The organism is Streptococcus oralis subsp. oralis, assembly GCF_002096445.1.
Taxonomy (GTDB): domain Bacteria; phylum Bacillota; class Bacilli; order Lactobacillales; family Streptococcaceae; genus Streptococcus; species Streptococcus oralis_N.
The window spans coordinates 23,451-40,677 of sequence record NZ_NCUK01000009.1 but is presented as its reverse complement, the minus strand read 5'-3'; the positions used below and the strand labels follow the sequence as shown (position 1 = coordinate 40,677).

Below are 17,227 nucleotides of genomic sequence, written 5' to 3'. Positions count from 1 at the left end.
AAGTTTAGAGACTTCCTTTTTGGGAGTTTAGCTCAGCTGGGAGAGCATCTGCCTTACAAGCAGAGGGTCAGCGGTTCGATCCCGTTAACTCCCATTTTAGCGGGTGTAGTTTAGTGGTAAAACTACAGCCTTCCAAGCTGTTGTCGCGAGTTCGATTCTCGTCACCCGCTTTGAACTTTGTTCAATTACCAAGTTTTTTAAACTTGGGCGCGTAGCTCAGGTGGTTAGAGCGCACGCCTGATAAGCGTGAGGTCGGTGGTTCGAGTCCACTCGTGCCCATTTATAAATATGGTCCGTTGGTCAAGGGGTTAAGACACCGCCTTTTCACGGCGGTAACACGGGTTCGAATCCCGTACGGACTATTTATTGGAGGATTACCCAAGTCCGGCTGAAGGGAACGGTCTTGAAAACCGTCAGGCGTGTAAAAGCGTGCGTGGGTTCGAATCCCACATCCTCCTTTTTATATTAACGCGGGATGGAGCAGCTCGGTAGCTCGTCGGGCTCATAACCCGAAGGTCGTAGGTTCAAATCCTGCTCCCGCAATTTGGCTCGGTAGCTCAGTTGGTAGAGCAATGGATTGAAGCTCCATGTGTCGGCGGTTCGATTCCGTCTCGCGCCATATTTTATTTATAACTTGGAAGGGTAGCGAAGAGGCTAAACGCGGCGGACTGTAAATCCGCTCCTTCGGGTTCGGGGGTTCGAATCCCTCCCCTTCCATTACTTTAGTTACGGGCATAGTTTAAAGGTAGAACTAAGGTCTCCAAAACCTTCAGTGTGGGTTCAATTCCTACTGCCCGTGTTAATATGATTATGGCGGGTGTGGTGAAGTGGTTAACACACCAGATTGTGGCTCTGGCATGCGTGGGTTCGATCCCCATCACTCGCCTATTTTATATTATTGGGGTATAGCCAAGCGGTAAGGCAAGGGACTTTGACTCCCTCATGCGTTGGTTCGAATCCAGCTACCCCAGTTACTATTTGCCGGCGTGGCGGAATTGGCAGACGCGCTGGACTCAAAATCCAGTGTCCGCAAGGACGTGCCGGTTCGACCCCGGCCGCCGGTATAGTATGAAAGACAAGGCTTTCGGGTCTTGTTTTTTGTTTTGGTAAAGATTTTGATTAAGTACAGATAACTGATGAATGATCTTTTTCTTCTTATTCTAGTCATTTTTAGTGTATTTTTGGTATAATATTACTTATTCACAATTTATTTTGATTATGAAAGAGTTTGGTGATTAATGTCTCGGTCTGTTGAATTACTAAAGAAACGTTACTTAAAGAATATAAAAGAGAACCCAAATTTATTTATTGGGATTGAGTTAGAATATCCTATTGTAAATTTAGAGGGTAAGGCTACAGATGGTGAAGTTGTTAAGGATCTCTTTCGGTATTTACCATCAGTACTGGGCTTTACTATCGAAAAAGTGGATGATTTTGGGAATCCAATTCAGTTACTTGATCCAGTCAGCCAAGATACGATCTTGTTTGAGGTTGCTTATACGACGATTGAGTTTGCATTCGGAAAGGCCGAATCTATCCAAGAGGTAGAAGAACGCTTTAACTTCTATATGGCTACGATTCAGAATAAGTTGGGTGAAGCTAATCATGCTATTGTAGGCTGCGGCATTCATCCCAACTGGGATAAAAATGAGAATTGTCCAGTGGCTTATCCCCGCTATCAGATGTTGATGGATTATCTGAATTTGAGTAGAAATGTAACTAAATCAGATTTACATCATTTCCCTGAGTATGGTGCCTTTATCTGTGGAAGTCAGGTTCAACTGGACGTTTCAAAGTCCAACTACTTGCGGGTTATCAATGCTTTTACGCAAATTGAAGCTGCTAAAGCTTATTTGTTTGCCAATTCTGAGTTTTCAGGGGCAGATTGGGATACCAAAATTTCGAGAGATATTTTTTGGGAAGAATCCATGCATGGTATCTATCCAGAGAATGTAGGTGTCAATACTAGACTCTTTAAAGATGAGGATGATTTTTTTGACTATCTAGATCATTCTGCAATTTTTACTGCGGAACGTGATGGGCAGACCTATTATTTTTATCCTATTCAGGCTAGGGACTATTTGGCTACACCTGAAATCCAGGCATTTAGCCTTAATGGGGATGAGGTATTGATTCATCCTCAGGAGAAGGATTTTGAAACCCATCGTAGTTACCAATACCAAGACTTAACGACTCGAGGAACAGTTGAGTTTCGCAGTGTTTGTACTCAGCCGCTCGATAGGACTTTTGCTTCTGCTGCCTTTCACTTGGGATTGTTGGTTTATTTAGACAAGCTTGAAGCTTACTTGCGAACGGCTTCATTCTTTACCACAGCTGGTCGTGATTATAAGCTTTTAAGACGACAGTTTTCTAAAAAACAACTCACAGATGAAGAAGAAGCTGCGGTTCTCGAGTTTTCTAAAGACTTACTCATCCTAGCTGAGGAAGGACTGGAGAAAAGAGATAAGCAAGAAATGGTTTATTTAGAGCCTTTGAAGAAAGAATTGGGATTATAATTTCTCTTATAAAGGGAGAATTTTCTGAAAAATCGTGATATAATGGAAGAGACTATAGATAAAGGATAGAGATTCATGACATTAGTTTATCAATCAACGCGTGATGCCAATAATACAGTAACTGCCAGCCAAGCTATTTTGCAAGGTTTGGCGACGGATGGTGGTCTGTTTACTCCGCTTACTTATCCAAAGGTGGATTTGGACTTTGACACATTAAAAGATGCTTCTTACCAAGAAGTGGCTAAATTAGTTTTATCAGCATTTTTAGATGACTTTACGGCTGAGGAGTTGGACTACTGTATCAACAATGCCTACGATAGCAAGTTTGATACTCCAGCTATTGCGCCATTGGTGAAACTGGATGGGCAATACAACTTGGAATTGTTCCATGGTTCAACGATTGCCTTTAAAGATATGGCCTTGTCTATCTTGCCATACTTTATGACGACAGCCGCTAAAAAGCATGGTTTGGAGAACAAGATTGTCATTTTGACAGCGACATCTGGTGATACTGGAAAAGCTGCTATGGCAGGGTTTGCGGATGTGCCTGGAACTGAGATTATCGTCTTTTATCCAAAAGATGGTGTCAGCAAGGTACAAGAGTTGCAAATGACTACTCAGACTGGCGACAATACTCATGTTATCGCTATTGATGGAAACTTTGATGATGCACAAACAAATGTGAAACATATGTTTAACGATGTAGCTCTTCGTGAAAAATTGGCTGCCAATAAACTGCAATTTTCATCAGCTAACTCTATGAACATTGGTCGTTTGGTACCACAGATTGTTTATTATGTTTATGCCTACGCTCAGTTGGTCAAGACTGGTGAGATTGTGGCTGGTGAAAAAGTCAACTTCACAGTACCAACTGGAAACTTCGGTAATATCTTGGCTGCCTTTTATGCCAAACAAATCGGCCTACCAGTTGGCAAATTGATCTGTGCTTCAAATGACAACAATGTCTTGACAGATTTCTTTAAAACACGTGTCTATGACAAGAAACGTGAGTTTAAGGTCACAACTAGCCCATCCATGGATATCCTAGTATCTTCAAATTTGGAGCGTTTGATTTTCCATCTTTTGGGAAATAATGCTGAAAAGACAGCTGAACTTATGAATGCCTTGAACACGCAAGGACAATATGAGTTGACTGATTTTGCTGCAGAAATTCTGGCCCTCTTTGCAGCTGAATATGCGACGGAGGAAGAAACGGCTGCAGAAATCAAACGTGTTTATGAGTCAGATTCTTATATCGAGGACCCACACACAGCTGTTGCCTCAGCTGTTTATAGAAAATACCAAGCGGCTACTGGCGATGCGACTAAGACAGTGATTGCTTCAACAGCTAGTCCCTACAAGTTCCCAGTGGTTGCCGTAGAAGCGGTAACAGGAAAAGCAGGCTTGACAGACTTTGAAGCCTTGGCTCAATTACATGACATTTCAGGAGTGGCAGTGCCACCAGCGGTTGACGGGCTTGAGACAGCTCCTGTTCGTCACAAGACAACAGTGGCAGCTACTGACATGCAAGCAGCGGTTGAGACTTATCTAGGACTTTAAAACAGAGGAAGTAAACTCGGTTGGGAAACAACTGAGTTTCTTTTCATCAGGAGGACAGATTGTTTAGAAAAAATAAAGACATTCTCAACATTGCCTTGCCCGCTATGGGCGAAAACTTTTTGCAGATGCTCATGGGAATGGTGGACAGTTACTTGGTCGCTCACTTGGGACTAGTAGCTATTTCGGGTGTATCAGTGGCTGGCAATATTATCACGATTTACCAGGCCATTTTCATCGCTTTGGGGGCTGCTATTTCCAGTGTTATTTCAAAAAGCATGGGGCAGAAAGATCAGTCCAAGCTAGCTTATCATGTGACTGAAGCGCTGAAGATTACCTTGCTACTGAGTTTGCTTTTAGGGGCCTTGTCTATCTTTGCTGGGCAAGAGATGATAGGACTCTTGGGGACGGAGAGGGATGTAGCTGAGAGTGGTGGACTCTACCTATCTTTGGTAGGCGGATCTATTGTTCTCTTGGGTTTGATGACCAGTTTGGGGGCTTTGATTCGTGCAACGCATAATCCGCGTCTGCCTCTCTATGTTAGTTTTTTATCCAATGCATTGAATATTCTCTTTTCAAGTCTAGCTATTTTTGTCCTTGATATGGGGATAGCTGGTGTTGCATGGGGGACTATTCTATCTCGCTTGGTTGGTCTTTTGATTTTATGGTCGCAATTAAAACTGCCTTATGAGAAGCCATCTTTTGGTTTAGATAAGGATTTGTTGACTTTGGCTATACCGGCGGCAGGAGAACGTCTCATGATGCGGGCTGGAGATGTAGTGATCATTGCCTTGGTCGTCTCTTTTGGGACGGAGGCAGTAGCGGGGAATGCAGTCGGAGAAGTCTTGACCCAGTTTAACTATATGCCTGCCTTTGGCGTCGCTACGGCAACGGTCATGCAGGTGGCTCGAGCAGTTGGAGAGGATAACTGGGAAAGAGTAACTAGTTTGAGTAAACAAACCTTTTGGCTTTCTCTGCTTCTCATGTTGCCCTTAACTCTCAGTATCTATGCCTTAGGGACACCATTGACTCATCTCTATACAACGGACCCTATAGCAGTCGAAGCCAGCGTTTTGGTGGCACTGTTCTCTCTACTAGGGACTCCCATGGCGACAGGGACAGTTATTTATACGGCGGTTTGGCAGGGCTTGGGAAATGCTCGTCTCCCCTTTTATGCGACAAGTATCGGGATGTGGTGTATTCGCATTGGGACAGCCTACCTGATGGGGATTGTGCTTGGTTGGGGCTTACCTGGTATTTGGGCAGGAACCCTTTTGGATAATGGTTTTCGTTGGTTATTTCTACGCTTCCGTTACCAGCGTTATATGAGTTTGAAAGAATAGAAAATGCAAAGAACAGCTTTTATTTGGGATTTAGACGGAACCTTATTGGACTCTTACGAAGCGATTTTATCAGGGATTGAGGAAACCTTTGGTCAGTTTTCTATTCCTTATGATAAGGAGAGCGTGAGAGAGTTTATCCTCAAGTACTCTGTGCAGGATTTGCTGGAGCAGGTGGCAGAAGAGCGAAATTTGGATGCGGCAGTGCTTAATCAGGTGCGTGCCCAGAGTCTAGCTGAGAAGAATGCCCAGGTAGTTTTGATGCCAGGTGCGCGTGAAGTGCTAGCTTGGGCAGACCAAGCAGGGATTCAGCAGTTTGTTTATACTCATAAGGGGAACAATGCTTATACCATTCTAAGAGACTTGAGTTTGGAATTTTATTTCACAGAAATTCTAACTAATCAGAGTGGTTTTGCACGCAAGCCCAGTCCAGAAGCAGCGACCTATCTGTTAGATAAATATGAGTTGGATCCTAGGACTACCTATTATATAGGGGATCGGACTTTGGATGTGGAATTTGCTCAGAATAGCGGAATTCAAAGCATTAACTTTTTAGAGTCGTCTTATGAAGGGAATCAGAGGATTCAAGTACTAGCAGATATTCCTTATATTTTTTAGGATAAGTGATGAGAAGAGTGTGTCACTTTTGTGACAGAAACCTAACAAACTATTTCAAGTAATCGAGTTTGTTACAAGGAATGGACAGTTCTGTTAAATAGGCCCGAGAGGGCTTTTTTTCTACTTTTTTTGTGTTATGATAGACAGGTACTCATTTGAAAGGAATATGAACGAATGAAGAAAAGAATGATTTTAGTCTCAACAGTAGCCTTGTCATTTGCCCCAGTATTGGCAACTCAAGCAGAAGAAGTCCTTTGGACTGCACGTAGTGTTGAGCAAATCCAAAACGATTTGACTAAAACGGACAACAAAACAAGCTATACAGTACAGTATGGTGATACCTTGAGCACCATTGCAGAAGCCTTGGGTGTAGATGTCACAGTTCTTGCAAATTTGAACAAAATCACCAATATGGACTTGATTTTCCCAGATACTGTCCTCACCACAACTGTCAATGAGGAAGAAGAGGTAACGGAAGTTGAAATCCAAGCTCCTCAAGCAGATGCTAGTGAAGAAGTTACGACTGCGACAGCTGATTTGACGACCAACCAAGTAACCGTCGATGAACAAACGGTTCAAGTAGAAGATCTTTCTCAACCAATTGAGGAAGTCCCAACTGCAACAGAGACCGAAAAACCAACAGAAGTAGCGCCAAATTCAGAAGTTTCTGAGATAGCGACAGTTGCTGAAGAGACACCATCTACAGAAACACCTGTGGCAGAAGAAACAACTGAAACAACTAGTCCAGTTGAAGAAGAAGCTCCTCAAGCAGCGACTCCGGCTACCGAAGAAACGGCAGCAACAACTCCAGCGGAAGCCCCAGTAGCAGCTGCTCCAGCAACTGAAACACCTGCTGATACAACAGGATCAAGTGCAACAGAAGAAACAGAAGCGTCAACAGCAACTTCTGACACTGCAACTTCGACTTATCAAGCAGAGCAAAGCCAAACTCCTTCAAGAACGTATTCGGCTCCAGCGGCTCCTGACTATGCAGGACTTGCTGTAGCTAAGTCTGAGAATGCTGGGCTTCAACCACAAACGGCAGCCTTTAAAGAAGAAATCGCCAACTTGTTTGGCATCACATCCTTTAGTGGCTACCGTCCTGGAGACAGTGGCGACCATGGAAAAGGTTTGGCCATCGACTTTATGGTTCCAGTGAGTTCAGCGCTCGGTGACCAAATTGCGGAATATGCGGTTCAAAACATGGCTAGCCGTGGTATCAACTATATCATTTGGAAGCAACGTTTCTACGCTCCATACGATAGTAAATATGGACCAGCCTACACGTGGAATCCAATGCCAGACCGTGGTAGTGTGACCGAAAACCACTATGACCACGTTCACGTTTCAATGAACTAATCATTAAAATGGAAGTTGGGAACTGATTGAGTTCCCGCTTCTTTTTTTGTGTGTAAATTCTTCAGGATAATAAGAAGATTATTCTGAAGCAAGGTGGGCCCGCTATTTTGACTCTGCTGAGTATGTTGCTTTTTAAATAAGAAACCCAGCGTCTTTCAGGACACTGGGTTTTGTAGGTTCTTATCCATTTCGGCGTTTACGGGCTAGTAGGGCTCTGTAAAAGAAGATGTGATTGTTTTGGATATAGGGAAGGATTGAAAAGCTAGCAATTCCAAAAGTAATCCAGTTAAGGAAGTACCAAGGGAGTAGTTGTAGATCGAGAACAAAGCGTTGAAATTTGTAACCCTTCATCAAGAAACGGCTGATTTTCAGGATTTGATGGGGTTTAGCCTGTCCTAAATCCAGAGTGTCGCAGAGGAGGAATTCTACCTGCGAGTAGGCATAATGTTGCGGAACGTAGAGGATGTTCCCTACAATCATCAAGATGAGACTCGCGAAAAAGTAGAGGCCAAAGGTCATAAGGAATTGCTCGGTTTCAACGGATGAGAGGTCTAATTTTGGAAATTCAGGATGTAAGGCGACAAATCTCCGAGCCAAGAGATTGCTATAAAAGAGAAAATAAACGCCTACTAAGTTTGGAATGCTCCATAAAAAGAGGTAGAAACGTTTGAGGAGCAGAGTTAGGAAGGTTTGCGAGAAGCGCTCTGCAGCAAAGAGGGCTAGACTTGATTTTACTGAGAGGTCCGTATCAGGATCCTTGAGGAGTCGGAGTGTCGCAAAGGCAGCACCTGCTAGAAAAATCGTGCTCACAAAAGAAACCACTAGTGGGAAGAGATAGGCTTGGAGCACTTGTGCCAGCATGCTGAAAAAGGATTGCTCTAAAACACTTTCTTGGAGACGAGCCAAGGGGTTGAGAAAGCCTGATAAGATGACCAGTATGCTAGGTAAGAGATAGACGAGAAAGAGGCGGGGATTTCCAGCCTGAAACTGCCTAGTCTGCAGACGAATGGTTTTTAAATCAATTTTTGGGTATTTCATTCTTTCATTATACCATAGTTCGTGACAGTTCCTGGTTTTTTTGATAAAATCATACAGTATGCCTTTGGGCACAAAGTATGAACTGGGACTGTCTTTCCCAGCTTCGGAGGTAGAAAATGTCAGATTCACCAATCAAATACCGTTTGATTAAGAAAGAAAAACACACAGGAGCTCGTCTAGGAGAAATCATCACCCCACACGGTACCTTCCCGACACCTATGTTTATGCCAGTTGGGACCCAAGCCACTGTTAAAACCCAGTCACCTGAAGAATTAAAGGAGATGGGATCAGGGATTATCCTATCTAATACTTATCATCTCTGGCTTCGCCCTGGAGATGAACTCATCGCACGCGCAGGCGGTCTCCACAAGTTCATGAATTGGGACCAGCCAATTTTGACGGATAGTGGTGGTTTCCAGGTTTATTCCCTAGCAGATAGCCGAAATATCACAGAAGAAGGCGTAACCTTTAAAAACCATCTCAATGGTTCTAAGATGTTCCTATCGCCAGAAAAAGCCATCTCTATTCAGAATAATCTAGGCTCAGACATCATGATGTCCTTTGACGAATGTCCTCAGTTTTACCAACCTTACGACTACGTTAAGAAATCCATCGAGCGTACCAGTCGTTGGGCTGAGCGTGGTTTGAAGGCTCATCGTCGCCCACATGATCAAGGTTTGTTTGGAATTGTACAGGGGGCAGGATTTGAAGACCTTCGCCGTCAGTCAGCTCACGACCTTGTTAGCATGGATTTCCCAGGCTACTCTATCGGTGGTTTGGCAGTGGGAGAAACCCACGAAGAGATGAATGCCGTCTTGGACTTCACAACTCAACTGCTACCTGAAAACAAACCTCGCTATTTGATGGGTGTCGGAGCGCCAGATAGCTTGATTGATGGGGTTATTCGTGGTGTGGATATGTTTGACTGTGTCTTACCGACTCGTATCGCTCGTAACGGAACTTGTATGACCAGTCAAGGTCGTTTGGTTGTCAAAAATGCCCAATTCGCTGAAGACTTTACGCCACTGGATCCTGAGTGTGATTGCTACACATGTAAGAACTACACACGCGCCTACCTTCGTCATTTGCTCAAGGCTGATGAAACCTTCGGTATCCGCTTGACTAGTTACCACAATCTCTACTTCTTGCTCAATCTGATGAAGCAGGTCCGTCAAGCCATCATGGATGACAATCTCTTGGAATTTCGTGAGTATTTTGTAGAAAAATATGGCTACAACAAGTCAGGGCGCAATTTCTAAAGTGTAAAAATAGAATGCCAAAATCCTAAGTTTTCTCTTAGGATTTTTCCTATTTTTTTGATAGAATAGGGAGTATAATGGAATGGAAATTAGGTGGTGTTTTGCTTCCTAATTTAATGGAGAATAGACTCGTATGCGTATTAAATGGTTTTCCTTGATTAGGATTACAGGTTTACTTTTGGTGCTTTTGTACCACTTCTTTCAAACGATCTTTCCTGGAGGATTCTTTGGGGTAGATGTCTTTTTCACTTTTTCAGGATTTTTGATCACCTCCCTCCTTTTAGAAGAATTTGGGAAGGCACGCCAGATTGATTTACTGGGCTTTTTTAAGAGACGGTTTTACCGCATCGTGCCACCTGTGGTGCTGATGATTTTGGTGACCATGCCTTTTACTTTCTTGGTTCGTCAAGACTATGTTGCTGGAATTGGTGGCCAGATAGCTGGAGTTCTCGGTTTTATGACCAACTTCTACGAAATGTTAACAGGAGGCAGTTATGAATCCCAGTTCATTCCGCATCTCTTTGTTCATAACTGGAGTCTAGCTGTTGAGGTTCACTACTATATCCTTTGGGGCTTAGCGGTTTGGTTCTTATCGAAACATTCAAAATCTAGTAGTCAATTGAGAGGGATGGTCTTTCTCCTTTCTGCTGGAGCTTTTATCATTAGCTTTTTCTCCATGTTTATTGGTAGTCTAATGGCGAGTTCCTATTCATCTGTCTACTTTTCAAGTCTGACCCATGTCTATCCCTTCTTTTTAGGAAGCATTTTGGCGACAGTTGTGGGGGTTCGTCAGACGAGCGATTTAGTCAAGCAGTTTGACCGGATGTGGGATCTTCGTCAAAATCTACTGGTGTTTATTGCGGGGCTTTTGGTGCTAGTGCTCTTGACTTTCTTTGTCAAGTTCACCTACCTGTTTGCGTACTTATTTGGCTTCTTGCTAGCAAGTTTAGCGGCAGTGACCATGATTTTTGCTGCGCGTGTCTTGCATGAGAAAACGCCTGAGATACAAGAACCTCGGATCATTACATTTTTAGCGGATACCAGCTACGCGGTTTATCTCTTCCACTGGCCTTTCTATATTATCTTTTCTCAGTTGATGAGTAATCTGCCTGCTGTTATTCTGACGATCATCTTTTCTTATTCCTTTGCTATCCTATCCTTCTATATTATGGAGCCATTGATTGCCGGTAAATCCAATCCTTTAATACGGAAGATTAGTCAATTGCCTCATATTAAACCGATTAGTGCTGGTGCTGCTGGCATTCTTACCTTGATTAGCTTGATTATCATAGTTGTGGCTCCTCAAGTTGGAGCTTTTGAGACAGACTTGATGGTCAATGGTTTCAAACAAGCCCAGACCAATATAGGACAAACAAAGACTCTTGCTGAACAAGTTGAACTGAGTCGTCTAGGAATTTCTGAGGGAACAAGCCTAATAGGAGATTCAGTGACTCTACGTGCCAATACAGCCTTAAAAGAGGCGCTTCCTGATGCAAATATCAATGCTCAGGTTAGTCGGACGACCAAGCAAGCCAATGACATCATGCTCAATAATAGCCAGAACAAGGCGCTTTTAAAAACAGTTGTCATTGCAACGGGGGTCAACAATCCCGAAGGCTATAAGAATGATTTGGACAGCATCGTGAACAATCTACCGAAAGGACACCATCTGATACTGGTGACACCTTATGAGGGAGACAAGAGCAAGGACACTTATGCATCAGTGGAGCAGTATGCGGCTTATGCGAGAGAATTAGCTGAAAAGAATCCATATGTGAGCATCGCTGACTGGAATAAGGTCGCTAAGGAACACCCTGAAATCTGGGCTGGAACTGACCAAGTCCACTTTGGAAATGATAGCAACATGATTGAAGAAGGTGCTAAACTTTACGCAGAGACGATTGCAGCTGCTGTTAAGGCCGCTCAAGAGCTACCTGTGAAATCAAAATAAAATCAAAGAGTTGGAGATATCCAGCTCTTTTAAAATATCTACGAAAAATAGGTCTATACCATTTACAAATGAAAAAGAAAGGTTTATAATGTAATTGACATAATAAATTCTAGAATCAATCTATCAAGGAGGTTATCATTATGCCTAATTATATTAAAGCGGATCAGTTTTTCTACCCACACGGAATTCGTCGTGGCGGTTACTTGGAACTTGTGGATGGCAAGTTTGGTAAACATGTAGAAGAGATTCCTGAAGGAGCTGAGGTGATTGACTATACCGGTTATAGCATTGCACCAGGACTTGTGGATACCCACATTCATGGATTTGGCGGTGTGGATGTCATGGATAATAATATCGAAGGAACCCTTCATACCATGAGTGAAGGATTGCTTAGCACAGGTGTTACCAGCTTCTTGCCAACGACGTTGACTTCCTCTTACGAGCAGTTGCTTGCGGTAACTGAAAATATCGGTGCTCGTTACCAGGAAGCAAGTGGAGCCAAGATTCGTGGGATCTATTTTGAAGGCCCTTATTTCACAGAGAAATACAAAGGAGCCCAAAACCCTGCCTATATGAAAGACCCTCGTATGGATGAGTTTCGTGCTTGGCAAAAAGCAGCCAATGGCCTGCTCAATAAAATCGCCCTTGCGCCAGAACGCGAAGGTGTAGAAGACTTTGTTCGTACGATTACGGGTGAAGGAGTGACCGTTGCTCTTGGACACTCAAATGCGACTTTTGATGAAGCTAAAAAAGCAGTCGATGCTGGAGCGAGTGTTTGGGTACATGCCTACAACGGAATGCGAGGGTTGACTCACCGTGAGCTCGGTATGGTGGGAGCCATGTATGAGTTGCCACATACTTACGCAGAATTGATTTGTGACGGTCACCACGTAGATCCAAAGGCCTGTGACATTTTGCTCAAGCAAAAAGGAACTGAAAATATCGCCCTTATCACAGACTGTATGACAGCTGGTGGCTTGGAAGATGGAGACTACATGTTGGGAGAATTCCCGGTAGTAGTTGCTAATGGAACTGCTCGCCTCAAATCTACAGGTAATTTGGCAGGTTCTATCCTCAAACTCAAAGATGGTTTGAAGAATGTGGTCGAATGGGGCATTGCGAATCCGCATGAAGCAGTCATGATGGCCAGCCTCAACCCAGCAAAATCTGTTCACATCGATGATGTCTGTGGTCAAATCCGTGAAGGTTACGATGCCGACTTTATCGTACTAGATAAAGATTTGGAATTGGTAGCAACCTACCTAGATGGTGTGAAACGTTATCAAGCTTAAGAAGATAAAAATAGGAGTCAATAAAGGACTCCTATTTTTATGATAGGCTGAAAAGGTATTTAAAGAAGTCTTCCTAAAGGGAAAGGCAAGCAAAATCCTTTTCTTGTAATAAAAAATTAGATATAATATACGATACAAAGGAAGTAGTAAGAATGTATCGTGTTATAGAAATGTATGGGGATTTTGAACCGTGGTGGTTCATAGAAGGTTGGGAAGAAGATGTCATCATGAGTCAATCTTTTGACAAGTATTATGATGCTCTAAAATATTATAAATCATGCTGGTTTGAGCTGGAAAAGAAGAATCCTCTTTATAAGAGTCGGAGTGATTTGATGACTATTTTTTGGGATCCTGCCGACCAACGCTGGTGTGATGAGTGTGATGAGTATTTGCAGCAGTATCATTCTTTGGCACTTTTACAGGATGAGCAAGTCATCCCCGATGAAAAGCTACGTCCAGGCTACGAAAAACAAACAGGTCAAGAAAAACACCGTTCTTGCCGTATGAAATGGAGATAAAAAGTAACTTTTTAAGTTGCTTTTTTTATTTTTTTGCGAATAGTTAGATAAGGAGGGCGGTATGGTACAAGAAATTGCACAGAAAATTATTGCTACTGCGAAAGAAAAGAAGGCTCAGGATATCTATTTCATTCCCAAGGAAAAGTCCTACGAGCTTCACATGCGGGTTGGAGACGAGCGGTGTCTCGTTGACTCCTATGAGTTTGATGTTTTAGCTGCTGTGATTAGTCATTTTAAGTTTGTGGCGGGTATGAACGTAGGAGAGAAGAGGCGCAGTCAGCTGGGTTCTTGCGACTATCAGCATGGGGAGAAGAAGTCTTCTCTGCGTTTGTCTACCGTAGGAGATTATCGGGGGCATGAGAGTTTGGTCATTCGTTTGTTGCACGATGAGGAGCAGGATCTGAATTTCTGGTTTCAGGATATGAACGAACTGGGTGAGCAGTACAGGCAACGGGGACTCTATCTATTTGCAGGTCCAGTCGGAAGTGGCAAGACGACCTTGATGCACGAATTGGCCAAGTCTCTGTTTAAAGGGCAACAGGTTATGTCCATTGAAGATCCTGTCGAGATCAAGCAGGAAGACATGCTCCAGTTGCAGTTGAATGAAGCGATTGGCTTGACCTATGAAAATCTGATCAAACTGTCTCTCCGGCATCGTCCGGACCTCTTGATTATTGGTGAAATTCGGGATAGCGAGACAGCGCGTGCAGTGGTCAGAGCCAGTTTGACAGGGGCGACAGTTTTTTCAACCATTCATGCCAAGAGTATCCGAGGTGTTTATGAACGCCTTCTGGAGTTGGGTGTGACGGAGGAGGAATTAGCAGTTGTTCTGCAAGGAGTCTGCTACCAGAGATTAATTGGGGGAGGAGGAATCGTTGACTTTGCAAACAAAGACTATCAGGAACACCAGCCAACTAGCTGGAATGAACAGATTGAGCAGCTTCTTAAAGATGGACATATCACAAGTCTTCAGGCTGAAACGGAAAAAATTAGCTACAGCTAAGCAGAAGAAAATCATCACTTTGTTTAACAACCTCTTCTCCAGTGGCTTTCATTTGGTGGAAATTATTTCTTTTTTGGGCAGAAGTGCCTTGCTGGAAAAGGACTATGTGGCCCAGATGCACCAAGGCTTGTCTCAGGGGAAATCCTTCTCACAGATGATGGACAGTTTGGGTTTTTCAAGTGCTATTGTGACCCAATTATCTCTAGCTGAAGTGCATGGAAATCTTCACCTGAGTTTGGCAAAGATAGAAGAATATCTGGATAATTTGGCCAAGGTCAAGAAAAAGTTAATCGAAGTGGCGACCTATCCTCTGATTTTGCTGGGATTTCTCCTGCTAATCATGCTGGGGTTGAGAAACTATCTACTTCCTCAACTGGACAGTAGCAATATCGCCACTCAAATCATCGGCAATCTGCCACAAATATTTCTGGGACTAGTGTTGGTTTGCTCTCTATCTTTGCTTTTAGCTCTCACTTTTTACAAAAGAAGTTCCAAGATGCGGGTCTTCTCGATGTTAGCGCGGATTCCCTTTCTAGGAATCTTTGTCCAGACTTATCTGACAGCTTATTATGCGCGTGAATGGGGCAATATGATTTCGCAGGGGATGGAGCTGATGCAGATTTTTCAGATCATGCAGGAACAAGGCTCACAGCTCTTTAACGAAATCGGTCAAGATTTGGCTCAAGCCCTGCAAAATGGCCGCGAATTTTCTCAAACCATAGCGACCTATCCTTTCTTTAAAAAGGAGTTGAGTCTCATCATCGAGTATGGGGAAGTCAAGTCCAAGCTGGGGAGTGAGTTGGAAATCTATGCTGAAAAAACTTGGGAAGCCTTTTTTACCCGAGTCAACCGCACCATGAACTTAGTACAGCCACTGGTTTTTATCTTTGTGGCCCTGATTATCGTTTTACTTTATGCGGCAATGCTTATGCCCATGTATCAAAATATGGAGGTAAATTTTTAAAATGAAAAAACTCATGACAAATTTAAAAAAAGCCAAGGTTCAAGCTTTCACTCTGGTAGAGATGTTAGTCGTCCTTTTAATCATCAGTGTTCTTCTCTTGCTCTTTGTGCCCAATTTGACCAAGCAAAAGGATACCGTAGATGACAAAGGAAAAGCTGCTGTTGTCAAGGTCGTAGAAAGCCAGGCAGAGCTCTATAGTCTGGACAAGAATGAAGATGCTAGCCTTAGCAAATTACAAGCAGACGGTCGTATCACAGCTGAGCAAGCCAAAGCTTATAAAGACTACCATGCAAAACAAAAAACAAGTCAAACTGTTGCAGATTAAGGCCTTTACCATGCTGGAAAGTCTCTTAGTTTTGGGACTTGTGAGTATCCTTGGTTTAGGCTTGTCCGGTTCTGTTCAGTCCAGTTTTGCGGCGGTAGAGGAGCAGATTTTCTTTATGGAGTTTGAAGAACTCTATAGGGAAACGCAAAAACGCAGTCTAGCCAGTCAGCAAAAGACCAGTCTGAACTTAGATGGGCAGACGATCAGCAATGGCAGTCAAAAGTTGACCGTTCCTAAAGAAATTCAGGCGCCATCAGGACAAAGCATTATATTTGACCGAGCTGGGGGCAATTCGTCCCTGGCTAAGGTTGAATTTCAGACTAGCAAAGGAGTGATTCGCTATCAATTATATCTAGGAAATGGAAAAATTAAACGCATTAAGGAAACTAAAAATTAAGGCAGTAATCTTACTAGAAGCAGTAGTAGCTTTGGCTGTGTTTGCCAGCATTGCAACCCTCCTTTTAGGACAAATTCAGAAAAATAGACAAGAAGAGGCAGAAATCTTGCAAAAGGAAGAAGTCTTGCGTGTGGCGAAGATGGCTCTGCAGACAGGTCAAAATCAGGTAAACATAAACGGAGTGGAGGTTCAGGTGTTTGCTAGTGAAAAGGGATTGGAGGTCTACCATGGTTCAGAGAAGTTGCTCGACCTTAAAGAGCAGTAAGGTAAGAGCGTTCACTCTATTAGAATCTCTGATTGCCCTTATCGTCATTAGCGGAGGCTTGCTCCTTTTTCAAGCTATGAGTCAGCTCCTCATTTCAGAAGTTCGTTACCAGCAGCAAAGCGAGCAAAAGGAGTGGCTCTTGTTTGTGGATCAACTGGAGGCAGAGTTAGAGCGTTCGCAGTTTGAAAAGGTAGAAGGCAATCGCCTCTATTTAAAACAAGATGGTAAGGATATCTCTATAGGGAAGTCTAAATCGGATGATTTTCGAAAAACGGATACCAGCGGACGGGGCTATCAGCCGATGGTTTATGGACTCAAATCAGCTCAAATTACAGAGGAAAATCAATTGGTTCGCTTTCGTTTCCAATTTCAAAAGGGCTTAGAAAGGGAGTTCATCTATCGTGTGGAAAAAACAAAAAGTTAAGGCAGGCGTTCTTTTATATGCAGTCACCATGGCAGCCATCTTTAGTCTGTTGTTGCAGTTTTATTTAAATCGGCAAGTCGCCCATCACAAAGACTTTGCCCTAAACAAAGAAAAGTTGATCGCTTTTGCCATGGCCAAGCGAAGTAAGGATAAGGCTGAGCAAGAAAGTGGAGAACGAGTCTTTAACTTAGGAAAAGTCAGATATCAAAATACGAAAACAGGTTTTGCAACAAGTGTTCGTATGAATAAGGGCAACTATGAATTTCTCTTTCCTACGATGAAAACCCAAGAAAAGAAAACAGCTAAAAAGGAAGAGGTAGCGACTGATTCAAGCAATCAAGCAGAGAAGAAAAAATCAGAAGAGAAGTCTGAAAAGAAAGACAATTCCTAGTCAATTCAAC

At 43.1% G+C, this 17,227-nt stretch carries 17 protein-coding genes and 12 tRNA genes; 28 read left to right on the top strand and 1 reads right to left on the bottom strand.

The window, feature by feature from the left end:
• The first annotated feature begins 21 nt into the window (after positions 1 to 21).
• The 17 genes from B7721_RS00390 (at position 22) to B7721_RS00310 (ending at position 7,390) form a co-directional block, all read left to right on the top strand.
• Positions 22 to 94 (top strand) — tRNA-Val (locus B7721_RS00390).
• A 5-nt stretch (positions 95 to 99) separates the two neighbouring features.
• Positions 100 to 170, top strand: a tRNA-Gly gene (locus B7721_RS00385).
• A gap of 35 nt (positions 171 to 205) precedes the next feature.
• A tRNA-Ile gene (locus tag B7721_RS00380) sits at positions 206 to 279 on the top strand.
• A gap of 11 nt (positions 280 to 290) precedes the next feature.
• Positions 291 to 362: transfer RNA gene (locus B7721_RS00375), tRNA-Glu, on the top strand.
• Between the two features lie 6 nt (positions 363 to 368).
• Positions 369 to 458: transfer RNA gene (locus tag B7721_RS00370), tRNA-Ser, on the top strand.
• Between the two features lie 11 nt (positions 459 to 469).
• Positions 470 to 543, top strand: a tRNA-Met gene (locus tag B7721_RS00365).
• A gap of 3 nt (positions 544 to 546) precedes the next feature.
• Positions 547 to 619: transfer RNA gene (locus tag B7721_RS00360), tRNA-Phe, on the top strand.
• Positions 620 to 636: 17 nt separating this feature from the next.
• Positions 637 to 717 (top strand) — tRNA-Tyr (locus tag B7721_RS00355).
• Between the two features lie 11 nt (positions 718 to 728).
• Positions 729 to 799: transfer RNA gene (locus B7721_RS00350), tRNA-Trp, on the top strand.
• A gap of 14 nt (positions 800 to 813) precedes the next feature.
• Positions 814 to 886: transfer RNA gene (locus B7721_RS00345), tRNA-His, on the top strand.
• 13 nt (positions 887 to 899) lie between these two features.
• Positions 900 to 971, top strand: a tRNA-Gln gene (locus tag B7721_RS00340).
• 9 nt (positions 972 to 980) lie between these two features.
• A tRNA-Leu gene (locus tag B7721_RS00335) sits at positions 981 to 1,064 on the top strand.
• Positions 1,065 to 1,238: 174 nt separating this feature from the next.
• Positions 1,239 to 2,516 (top strand): glutamate--cysteine ligase family protein, encoded by a 1,278-nt coding sequence (locus B7721_RS00330; protein WP_084876967.1) that lies wholly within the window; start codon positions 1,239 to 1,241, stop codon positions 2,514 to 2,516.
• A 75-nt stretch (positions 2,517 to 2,591) separates the two neighbouring features.
• Positions 2,592 to 4,076, top strand: a complete 1,485-nt coding sequence (gene thrC, locus B7721_RS00325) for a threonine synthase (protein WP_084876965.1) — start codon at positions 2,592 to 2,594, stop codon at positions 4,074 to 4,076.
• Positions 4,077 to 4,135: 59 nt separating this feature from the next.
• On the top strand, positions 4,136 to 5,416 hold the full coding sequence (locus tag B7721_RS00320; RefSeq protein WP_084876963.1) for an MATE family efflux transporter: 1,281 nt from the start codon (positions 4,136 to 4,138) through the stop codon (positions 5,414 to 5,416).
• 3 nt (positions 5,417 to 5,419) lie between these two features.
• Positions 5,420 to 6,031: an HAD family hydrolase gene (locus B7721_RS00315; protein ID WP_049478714.1), complete on the top strand. Its 612-nt coding sequence runs from the start codon at positions 5,420 to 5,422 to the stop codon at positions 6,029 to 6,031.
• 174 nt (positions 6,032 to 6,205) lie between these two features.
• Positions 6,206 to 7,390, top strand: a complete 1,185-nt coding sequence (locus B7721_RS00310; RefSeq protein WP_084876962.1) for a LysM peptidoglycan-binding domain-containing protein — start codon at positions 6,206 to 6,208, stop codon at positions 7,388 to 7,390.
• A 180-nt stretch (positions 7,391 to 7,570) separates the two neighbouring features.
• Here B7721_RS00310 and B7721_RS00305 read toward each other — a convergent pair whose 3' ends face one another.
• Positions 7,571 to 8,428 carry a DUF975 family protein gene (locus B7721_RS00305; protein WP_084876960.1) on the bottom strand — a complete coding sequence of 286 codons (858 nt, stop codon included), beginning with the start codon at positions 8,426 to 8,428 and terminating at the stop codon, positions 7,571 to 7,573.
• Positions 8,429 to 8,544: 116 nt separating this feature from the next.
• On the opposite strand from B7721_RS00305, the gene tgt reads away from it, so the two are divergent.
• The 11 genes from tgt (at position 8,545) to comGG (ending at position 17,217) form a co-directional block, all read left to right on the top strand.
• The gene (gene tgt / locus B7721_RS00300) at positions 8,545 to 9,687 is read left to right on the top strand and encodes a tRNA guanosine(34) transglycosylase Tgt (protein WP_001285237.1); all 1,143 of its coding nucleotides are present in this window, start codon (positions 8,545 to 8,547) and stop codon (positions 9,685 to 9,687) included.
• A 133-nt stretch (positions 9,688 to 9,820) separates the two neighbouring features.
• Positions 9,821 to 11,638 (top strand): acyltransferase family protein, encoded by a 1,818-nt coding sequence (locus tag B7721_RS00295; protein WP_084876959.1) that lies wholly within the window; start codon positions 9,821 to 9,823, stop codon positions 11,636 to 11,638.
• 140 nt (positions 11,639 to 11,778) lie between these two features.
• Positions 11,779 to 12,930 (top strand): N-acetylglucosamine-6-phosphate deacetylase, encoded by a 1,152-nt coding sequence (gene nagA / locus B7721_RS00290; RefSeq protein ID WP_084876957.1) that lies wholly within the window; start codon positions 11,779 to 11,781, stop codon positions 12,928 to 12,930.
• A 152-nt stretch (positions 12,931 to 13,082) separates the two neighbouring features.
• Positions 13,083 to 13,448, top strand: coding sequence for a DUF1033 family protein (locus B7721_RS00285; RefSeq protein ID WP_000286399.1), 366 nt, complete (start codon positions 13,083 to 13,085; stop codon positions 13,446 to 13,448).
• A 61-nt stretch (positions 13,449 to 13,509) separates the two neighbouring features.
• Positions 13,510 to 14,451, top strand: coding sequence for a competence type IV pilus ATPase ComGA (gene comGA / locus B7721_RS00280; RefSeq protein WP_000249583.1), 942 nt, complete (start codon positions 13,510 to 13,512; stop codon positions 14,449 to 14,451).
• The gene (gene comGB, locus B7721_RS00275; RefSeq protein ID WP_084876955.1) at positions 14,399 to 15,415 is read left to right on the top strand and encodes a competence type IV pilus assembly protein ComGB; all 1,017 of its coding nucleotides are present in this window, start codon (positions 14,399 to 14,401) and stop codon (positions 15,413 to 15,415) included. The genes comGA and comGB overlap by 53 nt, the downstream gene beginning before the upstream one ends.
• 1 nt (position 15,416) lies before the next feature.
• Entirely contained in the window at positions 15,417 to 15,740 is a 324-nt protein-coding gene (comGC, locus tag B7721_RS00270) for a competence type IV pilus major pilin ComGC (RefSeq protein WP_084876953.1), read from the top strand.
• Positions 15,703 to 16,137, top strand: coding sequence for a competence type IV pilus minor pilin ComGD (gene comGD / locus B7721_RS00265; protein ID WP_001180060.1), 435 nt, complete (start codon positions 15,703 to 15,705; stop codon positions 16,135 to 16,137). Before comGC ends, comGD begins: the two co-directional genes overlap by 38 nt.
• Positions 16,100 to 16,402, top strand: coding sequence for a competence type IV pilus minor pilin ComGE (gene comGE, locus B7721_RS00260; protein ID WP_000413369.1), 303 nt, complete (start codon positions 16,100 to 16,102; stop codon positions 16,400 to 16,402). Before comGD ends, comGE begins: the two co-directional genes overlap by 38 nt.
• Positions 16,365 to 16,826 (top strand): competence type IV pilus minor pilin ComGF, encoded by a 462-nt coding sequence (comGF, locus tag B7721_RS00255; protein WP_002875275.1) that lies wholly within the window; start codon positions 16,365 to 16,367, stop codon positions 16,824 to 16,826. Before comGE ends, comGF begins: the two co-directional genes overlap by 38 nt.
• Positions 16,804 to 17,217 carry a competence type IV pilus minor pilin ComGG gene (comGG, locus tag B7721_RS00250; RefSeq protein WP_000265647.1) on the top strand — a complete coding sequence of 138 codons (414 nt, stop codon included), beginning with the start codon at positions 16,804 to 16,806 and terminating at the stop codon, positions 17,215 to 17,217. The genes comGF and comGG overlap by 23 nt, the downstream gene beginning before the upstream one ends.
• Positions 17,218 to 17,227 lie beyond the last annotated feature (10 nt).

Bases quoted from the DNA above. Each gene is read 5' to 3' on its own strand.
- comGA (WP_000249583.1), top strand. From the start codon at position 13,510: ATGGTACAAGAAATTGCACAGAAAATTATTGCTACTGCGAAAGAAAAG.
- comGC (WP_084876953.1), top strand. From the start codon at position 15,417: ATGAAAAAACTCATGACAAATTTAAAAAAAGCCAAGGTTCAAGCTTTC.
- B7721_RS00315 (WP_049478714.1), top strand. From the start codon at position 5,420: ATGCAAAGAACAGCTTTTATTTGGGATTTAGACGGAACCTTATTGGAC.
- nagA (WP_084876957.1), top strand. From the start codon at position 11,779: ATGCCTAATTATATTAAAGCGGATCAGTTTTTCTACCCACACGGAATT.
- thrC (WP_084876965.1), top strand. From the start codon at position 2,592: ATGACATTAGTTTATCAATCAACGCGTGATGCCAATAATACAGTAACT.
- B7721_RS00310 (WP_084876962.1), top strand. From the start codon at position 6,206: ATGAAGAAAAGAATGATTTTAGTCTCAACAGTAGCCTTGTCATTTGCC.
- comGE (WP_000413369.1), top strand. From the start codon at position 16,100: ATGGAAAAATTAAACGCATTAAGGAAACTAAAAATTAAGGCAGTAATC.
- B7721_RS00305 (WP_084876960.1), bottom strand. From the start codon at position 8,428: ATGAAATACCCAAAAATTGATTTAAAAACCATTCGTCTGCAGACTAGG.
- B7721_RS00330 (WP_084876967.1), top strand. From the start codon at position 1,239: ATGTCTCGGTCTGTTGAATTACTAAAGAAACGTTACTTAAAGAATATA.
- B7721_RS00295 (WP_084876959.1), top strand. From the start codon at position 9,821: ATGCGTATTAAATGGTTTTCCTTGATTAGGATTACAGGTTTACTTTTG.
- comGD (WP_001180060.1), top strand. From the start codon at position 15,703: ATGCAAAACAAAAAACAAGTCAAACTGTTGCAGATTAAGGCCTTTACC.
- comGB (WP_084876955.1), top strand. From the start codon at position 14,399: ATGGACATATCACAAGTCTTCAGGCTGAAACGGAAAAAATTAGCTACA.
- B7721_RS00285 (WP_000286399.1), top strand. From the start codon at position 13,083: ATGTATCGTGTTATAGAAATGTATGGGGATTTTGAACCGTGGTGGTTC.
- tgt (WP_001285237.1), top strand. From the start codon at position 8,545: ATGTCAGATTCACCAATCAAATACCGTTTGATTAAGAAAGAAAAACAC.
- comGF (WP_002875275.1), top strand. From the start codon at position 16,365: ATGGTTCAGAGAAGTTGCTCGACCTTAAAGAGCAGTAAGGTAAGAGCG.